This window comes from Micromonospora sp. CNZ280, assembly GCF_011759515.1.
Window position 1 is genome coordinate 601,851 of record NZ_JAAOYP010000005.1, and the last position, 11,140, is coordinate 612,990.

Consider the following 11,140-nt stretch of genomic DNA (forward strand, 5'->3'; position numbering starts at 1 on the left):
TGCGAGCCCCGCAGTCGCGAACCGAGGTGACGCCGTGAGTTTCAACCCGTACGTGCCGCGCCCGATCGACCGGCCCACCGAGGTGCCGCTCGCCGGGGACGCCGACCTGACCGCGCTGGACGAGGCGAAGATCTTCGCCGCCCCGGACGATCCGGCGGACTGGCCGGCCTGGCGTGACCAGCTCACCCGCTGGCGCGCCGACGCGCGGGCGCGGCTCGGCTACACCGGGGCGCACTACGACGAGATCGGACTCGACTGCTTCAGCGTCTGCCTGGCCTGGCTCTGGGACGAGACGCTCTACGACCACGAGCGCGGCGTGTTCACCGTCGAGGACTTCCTCGACGCGGCCGACCGGGACTTCGGCGGCTTCGACGGGGTGGTGCTCTGGCACGCGTACCCGGTGATCGGGCTGGACGAGCGCAACCAGTTCGACTGGTACCGAGACGTGCCCGACCTGCCCGATGTGGTGCGCGCCTTCCAGGCCCGCGGGGTGCGGGTGTTCGTCGACTACAACCCCTGGGACACCGGCACCCGGCGGGAGGCCGGCACCGACGCGCAGGAGGTCGCGGCGCTGGCCGGCAAGCTCGGCGTCGACGGGATCTTCCTGGACACCCTCAAGGAGGGCGCGGACGAGCTGCGCCGCGAGCTGGACGCCGTCCGGCCCGGGATGGTGCTGGAGGGGGAGAGCCGGGTGCCGCTGGCCCGGATCGCCGACCACGCGATGTCCTGGGCGCAGTGGTTCGCCGACTCGCCGGTGCCCGGGGTGCTGCGGGCCAAGTGGTTCGAGCGGCGGCACGTGCTGCACCACACCCGCCGCTGGCACCGCGACCACCTCGACGAGCTGCACTCCGCCTGGCTCAACGGCGTCGGAATGCTGGTCTGGGAGAGCGTCTTCGGCGTCTGGGTCGGCTGGAACGACCGCGACCGGGCGGTGCTGCGGGCGATGCGCCGGGTGCAGACCAGCCACGCCGCGTGGTTGCGCGCCGAGGACTGGGTCCCGCTCGCCGACCACCCGGGCACCGGCCAGGTGTACGCGTCCCGCTGGACGCACCACGGCGTACCACTGTGGACGGTGGCCAACCGCGGTGGCGACCACGACGGGCCGTGGCTGGTCACCGAGCCGCGTCCCGGCCGGCGCTTCGTCGACCTGGTCACCGGCGCCGACCTGACCGCCACCCCGACCGCGGACGGTCGGGTGGCGGTGGGCGGCCCGCTGCCGGGCGGCGCGATCGCCGCGGTGGTCGCCACCGACGCGCCCGTGTCGGCGCACCCCGCCCCGACCGGCGATCCGTCCTTCCCGGCCCGGGCCGCGGTGCGGACCCGCACCCCGTGGGCGCCGCGCGCCGCGCCGACGGACGGCATGGTCGCCGTCGACGGCGGGCGGCGGGACCTGCTGGTGCGCTACCGGGTGCGCGAGACCGGGCTGTACGGGGAAACCCCGTACGTCAACGAGTGGAAGCCGCTGCCGCCGCGGCTGCACCACACCGGCACACTGCGCCGCAGCGTCCAGCTCGGCCGGTTCGCCATCGCCACCGACGAGGTCACCCACGGCCAGTACGCCGAGTTCCTGCGCGCCACCGGCTACCGGCCGGTGCGGCCCGAGCGGTTCACCGCCGGCCGGGGGCCGGCCGACGCCCCGGTGACCGGGGTCGACCTGGCCGACGCCCGGGCGTACGCGGCCTGGGCCGGGCTGCGGCTGCCCACCGAGGACGAGTGGCAGGTGGCCGCCGAGGCGGGACTGCTCAACCGCCGGGAGCCGCTGGTGTGGAACCTGACCGAGAGCGAGCACACCGACGGGCGGACCCGGTTCGTCATTGTCAAGGGCGGCGCCGCGTACCGGGCGGAGGGCTCGGACTGGTACTTCGACGGCGGCCCGCAGCCGCCGGACGTGTCGGTGAAGCTGCTGCTGACCGGCGCCGGGCTGACCCGCTCCGAGCAGGTCGGCTTCCGCTGCGCCGCGGACCTCACGACCGGACAGGAGTGACCTGATGAGCAGACGCTGGCGGATCGGCGGCGGGGTGGCCGCCGTGCTCCTCGCGCTCGGGCTGGCCGGCGCGGCGCCGGCCGCCGCGGAGCGGCTCCACGCGGGCACGCTGACCACCGCCGCGGCGCCCTCACCGGCGCTGGGCGGCGACATCGACTACACCGTGTACCTGCCGCACGGCTACGACGCCGCCGGCGACAGCCGCTACCCGGTGCTGTACCTGCTGCACGGCCGGGGCGACACCATGCAGGCGTGGACCCGGGTGAAGGCCGACCTGGACCGGCTGATCGCCGACGGCGAGGTGCCGCCGGTGATCGCCGTGCTGCCCGACGCACCCTGGAGCAGCCGCGGCAACTGGTACGTCGACTCCGCGTACACCGGAGCGGACGACCCGGGCCGGCCGGTGGAGACCGCCCTCACCCGGGACCTGGTGGCGCACGTCGACGCCACCTACCGCACCGCCGCCCACCGGGGCGCCCGGCTGGTCGGCGGCTACTCGATGGGCGGCGCGGGCGCCCTGCGCTACGCGCTGGCCCATCAGGACCTGTTCGCCAACGCGCTGGTGCTCAGCCCGGCGGTGTACCGGCCGCTGCCGCCGGCCGACTCGTCGGCGCGCGAGTTCGGCGCCTTCGGCTCCGGCGACCAGCGCTTCTCCGAGGAGGTCTACCAGCGGCTGAACTACCCGGCGCTGCTGCCCGGGCTGGACCCGGAGTCGCCGGTGCGGATGTACATCGCGGTCGGCGACGACGAGTGGGCCAACCCGGACCCGGCGGACGCGGCGCACGACCTCGACTACGAGGCGGCCACCCTCTACAACACGGTGCGCCGCGCCGACGGGGTGGCCGCCGAGTTCCGGGTGCTCGACGGGGGGCACGACTGGGACGTCTGGCGGCCGGCCTTCGTGGCCGGGCTCAAGCACCTCGCCGGCACGCTGAGCGTCACCCCGCCAGCCGGGCTGCCCGGCCCGGCGTACGGCAGCGTGGGCACCGACTGGGCCGGTGGCGTCGCCGCCCACCCGGACGGCGCCACCACCCTCGGGTACGCGGCCTCCGGCCCGGTCGCCGGCCAGCCGTACGCGGGCGGGCTGGACGCCGTGCTGAGCCGGCTCGACGCCACCGGCACCCGGTGGACGACCCAGTTCGGCACCCCGGCCAACGACCGGCTCTACGGCCTGGTGGCGCTCGCCGACGGCGGGGTCGTCGCGGCCGGCTACACCCGCGGCGACCTCGACGGCCGGCATCCCGGCAGCCCCGCCGACGACGGGTTCGTCACCCGGCTGACCGCGGCCGGGCAGCGGGCCTGGCTGACCCAGGCCGGCGACCCGGCCAAGGCGGACCGGTTCTACGCCGTCGCCGCCGCCCCGGACGGCGGCGCCTACGTCGCCGGCTACACCAGCGGCTCGTTCGACGGGTCGACCGCGGCCGGCGACAAGGACGCGGTGCTGGCCCGGGTCGCGCCGGACGGGTCGGTCGCCTGGAGCCGGCAGTTCGGCGGTGCCGGCGAGGACAAGGCGTACGCGGTCGCGGTCGACGCCGACGGCGTCTACGTCGCCGGCAGCACCACGGCCGGCCTGCCCGGCACCACCGCGCTCGGCGGCACCGACGGCTGGCTGGCCCGGTTTGATCACACCGGCACGCGCAGCTGGGTGACGGCGGTCGGCGGCTCGGGCGACGACCTGCTCGGCGGGGTGGCGGTCAGCTCCACCGGCACGGTGGTGGCCACCGGCTCGGTCGGCGGCGACGCCACCGCCGGCGGCACCGACGTGCTGACCGTGGCGTACACGGCGGCCGGCCGGCAGCGCTGGCGGACGGTGACCGGTGGCCCCGGCCCCGACGGCGGCGCGGACGTGGTGGCGCTGCCCGACGGCGCGGTGGCCGTGGTCGGGTTCACCGGCAGCAGCCTCGGCGTGCCGGTCGGCGGCGCTGACGTGCTGACCCTGCGGCTGGACGCGCGCGGCCGGCAGCTCGGCGCCGCCCAGTACGGCACCGCCCGCGACGACGCCGCCGACGCGTTCGGCGAGGAGAACGTCTACGCCACCGTCGGCGCCGACGGCCGGCTGCTGGTCAGCGGGCTCACCGCCGGGGCGGTGCCGGGCGGGGCGCTCGGCAACGGGGACGTCTTCCTGGCCACCGTCGACCCGACGAAGGGAACGCCATGACCATCCCAGCCGGACCGGACCGGGCCGGCCCGCTCGCCGGGGTGAAGGTGGTCGACCTGGCCACCCTCTTCGCCGGGCCGCTCGCCGCGGCGTTCCTCGGCGACTTCGGCGCCGATGTGGTCAAGGTGGAGCACCCGGCCAAGCCGGACCCGTCGCGCGGGCACGGCCCGGCCAAGGACGGTGTCGGCCTGTGGTGGAAGGTGCTCGGCCGCAACAAGCGCACTGTCACCCTGAACCTGTCCGACCCGAAGGGCGCCGAGCTGCTGCGCCGGCTGCTCGCCGACGCCGACGTGCTGGTGGAGAACTTCCGCCCCGGCACCCTGGAACGGTGGGGTCTCGGCCCGGCCGAGCTGCACGCGGTCAACCCCCGGCTGGTGATCGCCCGGATCAGCGGCTTCGGCCAGGTCGGCCCGTATGCCCGGCGGCCCGGGTTCGGCACCCTGGCCGAGGCGATGAGCGGCTTCGCCGCCGCCACCGGCGAACCGGACGGGCCGCCGACCCTGCCGCCGTTCGGGCTGGCCGACTCGGTGACCGCGCTGGCCGCCGCGTACGCGGTGATGCTGGCGCTGCGGTCCCGGGACGCCACCGGTGCGGGGCAGGTGGTCGACCTGGCCATCATCGAGCCGATCATGGCGATGCTCGGCCCGCAGATCACCTGGTACGACCAGCTCGGCTACGTCCAGCCGCGGTTGGGCAACCGGTCCAACAACAACGCCCCGCGCAATACGTACCGCTGCGCCGACGGGCGCTGGGTGGCCGTCTCCACCAGCGCGCAGAGCATCGCCGAGCGGGTGCTGCGCCTGGTCGGCCGCCCCGAGCTGGTGGACGAGCCGTGGTTCGCCACCGGCAGCGGCCGGGCCGCGCACGCCGACGAGCTGGACGCCGCGGTGAGCGCCTGGGTCGCGAAGCGGGACCGGGACGAGGTGGTGGCCGCGTTCGAGGCGGCGCAGGCGGCGGTCGCCCCGGTCTACGACGTGCGGGACATCCTCGCCGACCCGCAGTACGCGGCGCTGGGCACCGTCCGCACGGTGCCCGACGAGGAACTGGGCGAGGTACGGATGCAGAACGTGCCGTTCCGGCTCTCCGGCACGCCGGGGGAGATCCGGCACGCCGGGCGGCGGCACGGCCAGGACACCGACGCGGTGCTGCGGGCCCTCGGCGTGGCTGACGCCGAGCTGGCCGAGCTGCGCGCGCAGGGGGTGATCTGATGCTGCTCACCTGGCTCTACGTGCCCGGCGACCGGCCGGACCGGTTCGCCAAGGCGGTCGCCTCGGGCGCCGACGCGGTGATCCTCGACCTGGAGGACGCGGTGGTCGCCGGCCGCAAGGCGTACGCCCGGGACGCGGTCGCCGAGTTCCTCGCCGCGGAGCACCCGGTGCCGGTGCAGGTGCGGGTCAACGAGCTGACCGGGCCGGACCTCGACGCCGACCTGGCCGCCGTCGCCGGGCGGCCGGGGCTGGCCGGGTTGCGGCTGCCCAAGGTGGAGTCGGCCGCGACGGTGGCCGCGCTCGCGGCCCGGGTGGACGTACCGCTGCACCCGCTGGTCGAGTCGGCCGCCGGCGTGGAGTCCGCGTACGCCGTCGCCACGGCCCATCCCGCGGTGGCCTCGATCGGTCTCGGCGAGGCCGACCTCCGTTCCGACCTGGGCGTCACCGACGAGGACGGGCTGACCTGGCCGCGCGGCCGGATCGTGGTGGCGGCCCGTGCGGCCGGCCTGCCGCCGCCGGCGATGTCGGTGTACGCGAACGTGGCCGACGTCGACGGGCTGGCCGCCTCCTGCGCCCGGGGCCGGCGGCTCGGCTTCCTCGGTCGGGCGGCCATCCACCCGCGCCAGCTCCCGGCGATCGCCGAGGCGTTCCGGCCGGCGGAGCGGGAGGTGGCCCGGGCCGAGGAGCTGCTCGCCGCGGTGGCCGAGGCGCAGACCCGGGATTCCGGGACCGTGGTGCTGCCGGATGGCCGGTTCGCCGACCGGGCGATGGTGGCGGCGGCCCGGCGTACCGTCGACCTGGCCGCCCGTTTCGCCGCCTGAGCACCGCCGGCCGGTGCTGGGCACCCCCACTCGCACCCCGACGCCCCCGGGCACGCCGACCGCACCGCCCGCCCGCTGATCAAGGGGTTTGCGTCAGGATCCGGCCCCGACGATGACACGAACCCCTTGATCACCGGGCCTCGTCCGCACAATTGGGCCCGGGATGTGGGGGTGTTCGGAGGCTCGGGATGCCGCAGCCGCCGCGTACGCGTGCCCGCCCGGAGCAGTCCACGGCCACGGCGCGCGGGCCGGGCGTCCCCGGTGCGGGTGTCGGTCCCCGGACTACCCGGCGGGTGCGGTCGGCGACGGCTCGTATCCTTTGCGCGAAACCCCGTTGGACGCGAGAAGAAAGGACACGGTGTGACCGACCGGGCCGAAACGTTGGAGTTCCAGGCCGAGGCGCGTCAGCTGCTCCAGCTGATGGTCCACTCGATCTACTCGAACAAGGACGTCTTCCTGCGGGAGCTGATCTCGAACGCCTCCGACGCGCTGGACAAGCTGCGCCTGGCGTCGCTGGTCGACAAGGACCTCGTCGTCGACGCCGACGACCTGCACATCGAGATCGAGGTCGACAAGGCGGCTCGGACGCTGACCGTCCGGGACAACGGCATCGGCATGTCCCGCGACGAGGTGATCGAGGTGATCGGCACGATCGCCAAGTCCGGCACCGCGGAGCTGCTGCGCAAGCTGCGCGAGTCGGCGGACGCGGGCGCGAGGCAGGAACTGATCGGGCAGTTCGGGGTCGGCTTCTACGCCGCCTTCATGGTCGCCGACCGGGTGCGGCTGACCACCCGCAAGGCGGGCGAGTCGGGGGGCACCCGCTGGGAGTCCACCGGCGAGGGCACCTACACCGTGGAGCCGGTGGACTCCGCACCGCAGGGCACCTCGGTCACCCTGCACCTCAAGCCCGCCGACGCCGACGACAACCTGCACGACTACACCGCCGAGTGGACGATCCGGGAGATCGTCAAGCGGTACTCGGACTTCATCGCCTGGCCGATCCGGATGACCGTCGAGCGGACCGGTGCCGAGGGTGACACCACCACCGAGGTGCAGACGCTCAACTCGATGAAGGCGCTCTGGGCGCGGTCCCGCGACGAGGTCGACGACGCCGAGTACCACGAGTTCTACAAGCACGTCAGTCACGACTGGGCCGATCCGCTGGAGATCGTGCACATGAAGGGCGAGGGAACCTTCGAGTACGAGGCCCTGCTCTTCATCCCGTCCCACGCGCCGCTGGACCTGTTCTCCCCGCAGGGCCGCCGCGGCGTGCAGCTCTACGTCAAGCGCGTCTTCATCATGGACGACTGCGAGGCGCTCACCCCGAACTACCTGCGCTTCGTCAAGGGCGTGGTGGACGCGCACGACCTGTCGCTGAACATCTCCCGGGAGATCCTCCAGCAGGACCGGCAGATCCAGGTCGTCCGGCGCCGGCTGGTGCGGAAGATCCTCGCCACGGTGAAGGACCTGAAGGCCAACCACGCCGAGCGCTACCGGACCTTCTGGACCGAGTTCGGCGCCGTGGTCAAGGAGGGCCTGATCGACGACCTGGAGAACCAGGACACCCTCCTGGAGATCCTGTCGGTCGCCTCCACCCACGACCCGGCCGAGCTCACCGACCTCGCCGGCTACGTCGCTCGGATGAAGGACGGCCAGAGCGACATCTACTACGCCACCGGCGAGTCGCGCAGCATGATCGAGAACTCGCCGCACATGGAGGCGTTCCGCGCCAAGGGCTACGAGGTGCTGCTGCTCACCGACCCGGTCGACGAGGTCTGGGTCGAGCGGGTCGGCCAGTACGACGGCCGCGCCCTGCGCTCGATCGCCAAGGGCCAGGTGGACCTGGACACCGAGGAGGAGAAGAAGGAGGCCGAGGCGGAGCGGGAGCGGCAGCGCCAGGACTACGCCGACCTGCTCACCTGGATGGGCGAGGCGCTGGCCGACAGCGTCAAGGAGGTACGCCTGTCGTCCCGGCTGACCACGTCACCGGCCTGTGTGGTCGGCGACGCCCACGACATCACCCCGACGCTGGAGAAGATGTACCGGGCGATGGGGCACGAGGTGCCGACGGTCAAGCGGATCCTCGAACTCAACCCGGGGCACCCGCTGGTCGCCGGCCTGCGCAAGGCGCACGAGCAGGGCGGCACCGAGGAGTCGCTGAAGGAGACCGCCGAACTGCTCCACGGGATCGCGCTGCTCGCCGAGGGTGGGGAACTGGCCGACCCGTCGCGGTTCACCCGGATCCTCGCCGACCGGCTCGCCCGTACCCTCTGACACCGCTCGCTCCGGGCGGCGGCCGCGCGCCCGCCGCCCTGAGCGGGCGCCCGGCGACAGCGCGGGCGGGATCGTGCTGCACGAGGTGAACCTCGACGTGGCGGCCGGCACCGTGCAGGCGGTGGTGGGCCGCAACGGCGCCGGCAAGACCACCCTCGTGCACACCGTCGGCGGGTTGGTGCGCCCGTACGGCGGGCGGATCGATCGGCGGGCCGCGACGCCCGGCGGCGAGGGCTGGACGGTCGCCCGGATCCTGGAGCTGCTGCCCCGGCTGGCGGCTCGGCTGCGCCACCGCGGCGACCGGTTGTCCGGCGGCGAGCAGCAGATGCTCGCGATCGCCCGGGCGCTGCTCGGCCAGCCCCGGGTGCTTGGACCCGATCACCGCCCACCGGATCGCCCCGTCGCTGCTCGCCCAGGCCGGCGTGTGCTGGGAAGGCGGCGCGGGCGGCGGCTCGGTGGCCCGCGCCATGGCGCGGGCGATCGGGCCGGCGGGTCGGGTGCTGGCGACCGACATCGACACCGGGCGCCTCGCCCCGGCGGCCAATCTCGAGGTACGCCGGCACGACGTGCGCACCGACCCGCCGCCCGGGGACGCCTTCGACCTGATCCACGCCCGGCTGGTGCTGCTGTACCCGCCGGAACGGCGGCGGGTGCTGGGCACGCTGGCCGGCGTGCTGGCTCCCGGCGGCTGGCTGGCGGTGGAGGAGTTCGACCGCACCGCGCCGCTGCGGGTGCTGATCGCGCCGAACGACGACGCGGCGAAGCTCTTCGGTCAGGTGACCGACGCGATGGTCGGCATCCTGCAGTGCCACGGCGCGGATCTGGCCTGGGCGCAGGACGTGCACGCCGAGCTGGCGGCGGCGGGCCTGGAGGAGGTGGACACGGTGACCCACTCGCGGAGCTGGTCGGGCGGCTCGGTCGGCGCCTCGCTGCACGCGACGAACTCCCGGCAGATGGAAGCCGGAGCTGCTCGACGCGGGGCTGTCGCCCGGCAGCTGGACGCGTTCCGCAAGCTGCTGCGCGACCCGGCGTTCGCGGTGATGTCCTACCAGTTCGTCTCGACCAGGGGCCGACGCCGCCCGGCGGGGCGGTGAGCCCGGCCGGTCGGCGAAACATACCTTCATCGCGTCCCATCCGACACGTAGACATTCTTCGATCGGTTATCTACCGTCGGCTCATCGTGCAGCGACAACCTTCTATGAAAAGAGGTTGGTAATGAGGTATCCACGACGATGGGTCGGCTTCCTCGCCGCGACGCTGGCCGCGGCGGGCCTGGTCCTGGCCGCCACGGTGCACACCGCCGTGGCGGCGCCGGCCGGCGCCACGGTCGAGGCCGCGGTGACCGCGAAATTGCTGGGGCAGGCCCGGCTCGCCGGGGCGGTGGCCGCCGACCGGCCCGACACCCGGATCACGGTCACCCGGCGGGACGGCCGCTGGGCGTTCGGCACGGCCGTCGCGGTCGCGCCGCGGACCGAGGACGCGCACCCGGTCGGCGCGGTCTTCGTCGCCCACGGGCGGGCCGGCGCCTGGCGGGTGGCGTTCGACGGTGAGTCCGGGTTCGCCGCGTTGGCCGCCGAGTCGCCGCTGGTCAGCGCCGCGGAGAAGGCCCTTTTCGGCACCGCGCCGAGCCCGATGTACGCCGGTGGCGACTACCGGACCGGGATGGCCCTGCCGTTCGCCGTCGGGCAGACCTGGACGCTGAGCGGCGGCCCGCACGGCTGGGGTGGCAGCGAGACGCCGTACAGTTCGGTCGACCTCGCCGGTGGTGACCAGGTGGTCCGGGCCGCGCGGGCCGGCACCGCGTACACCATGTGCCAGGGTTGGATCCGGGTGATCCACGACCGGGGCTACTCGACCGACTACTACCACCTGTGGAGCAACATCTCGGTCAACGGCGCGGCGGTCGGCCAGGGGGCGTACCTCGGCTACACCGGCACCGACGTCACCTGCGGCGGGGCCGCCTACGGCCGGCACGTCCACTTCGGACTGCGACAGAACGGCGCGTACGTGCCGATCGCCGGACACGACATCGGCAAGTGGGTGTTCGGCAACGGCGCGGCGGCCTACCAGGGCGGGGCGCGGCACGGCTCGGCCTGGGTGGGCGCCGGCGGTGCTCTCTACAACTACGGCGCCCTGGGCCTCACCCAGGCGGTGGTGGACGCCAACGGTGGCGGCACGCTGACCCGCCGGGCCGGCCCGGGCACCGGCTACGCCGTGCTGGGGTCGGTCGCCGACGGGGCCACGGTGAGCATCTCCTGCTCGGCGAACGGCACCACGCACACCGGCCGGTACGGCGCCACCGCGCTCTGGGACCGGCTCACCGACGGCAGTTGGGTCTCCGACGCGTACCTGTGGACCGGCGTGAACGGCCCGGTCAACGGCTGGTGCTGAGCCGAGCCCGACCCCGACCCCCGGCTCGGCCATGGCGTCGGGCCCGATCTGGCCGGTCCTGACCGGCGCACCACGACAGCTGTTTCCCGAACGGCCGGCGGCGCCTCCGGTGCCGCCGGCCGCTGTCGTTCCGCCTTCGCCGCGCCGGTCGCCCGCCGCGCCGGTCGCGCGGTGGCCGTCGGCAATGGAGGACGAGGCGTGTAACGCCGTCGTGGCCTGACGCGCTAACCACTTTCGTCTGTCTGGAGAAAAGTACCGACGGCGTCAGCGAAAGGTCTGGACACGTCGAGGGCAAGTTAGTAGT

Annotated in this window: 7 protein-coding genes and 1 pseudogene; all 8 read left to right on the top strand. The window is 74.5% G+C overall.

Going from position 1 to position 11,140, the window contains the following annotated elements:
• The first annotated feature begins 34 nt into the window (after positions 1-34).
• The 8 genes and pseudogenes from FHX32_RS35595 to FHX32_RS33360 all read left to right on the top strand — a co-directional run bounded on the left by FHX32_RS35595 (position 35) and on the right by FHX32_RS33360 (position 10,836).
• Positions 35-1,984: an SUMF1/EgtB/PvdO family nonheme iron enzyme gene (locus FHX32_RS35595; RefSeq protein WP_167191987.1), complete on the top strand. Its 1,950-nt coding sequence runs from the start codon at positions 35-37 to the stop codon at positions 1,982-1,984.
• Positions 1,985-1,988: 4 nt separating this feature from the next.
• Positions 1,989-4,142: an alpha/beta hydrolase-fold protein gene (locus FHX32_RS33335; RefSeq protein ID WP_167191989.1), complete on the top strand. Its 2,154-nt coding sequence runs from the start codon at positions 1,989-1,991 to the stop codon at positions 4,140-4,142.
• On the top strand, positions 4,139-5,350 hold the full coding sequence (locus FHX32_RS33340; RefSeq protein ID WP_167191991.1) for a CoA transferase: 1,212 nt from the start codon (positions 4,139-4,141) through the stop codon (positions 5,348-5,350). The genes FHX32_RS33335 and FHX32_RS33340 overlap by 4 nt, the downstream gene beginning before the upstream one ends.
• On the top strand, positions 5,350-6,171 hold the full coding sequence (locus FHX32_RS33345; protein ID WP_167191993.1) for an HpcH/HpaI aldolase/citrate lyase family protein: 822 nt from the start codon (positions 5,350-5,352) through the stop codon (positions 6,169-6,171). The genes FHX32_RS33340 and FHX32_RS33345 overlap by 1 nt, the downstream gene beginning before the upstream one ends.
• 360 nt (positions 6,172-6,531) lie before the next feature.
• On the top strand, positions 6,532-8,445 hold the full coding sequence (gene htpG / locus FHX32_RS33350) for a molecular chaperone HtpG (RefSeq protein WP_167191995.1): 1,914 nt from the start codon (positions 6,532-6,534) through the stop codon (positions 8,443-8,445).
• Positions 8,446-8,530: 85 nt separating this feature from the next.
• Positions 8,531-8,641 (top strand): annotated as a pseudogene (locus tag FHX32_RS35600) (ATP-binding cassette domain-containing protein); the annotation flags it as partial.
• A 172-nt stretch (positions 8,642-8,813) separates the two neighbouring features.
• Entirely contained in the window at positions 8,814-9,539 is a 726-nt protein-coding gene (locus FHX32_RS34730) for a methyltransferase (protein WP_208419649.1), read from the top strand.
• Positions 9,540-9,660: 121 nt separating this feature from the next.
• Complete coding sequence (locus tag FHX32_RS33360) at positions 9,661-10,836, top strand: peptidoglycan DD-metalloendopeptidase family protein (RefSeq protein ID WP_167191997.1); 1,176 nt, start codon at positions 9,661-9,663, stop codon at positions 10,834-10,836.
• Positions 10,837-11,140 lie beyond the last annotated feature (304 nt).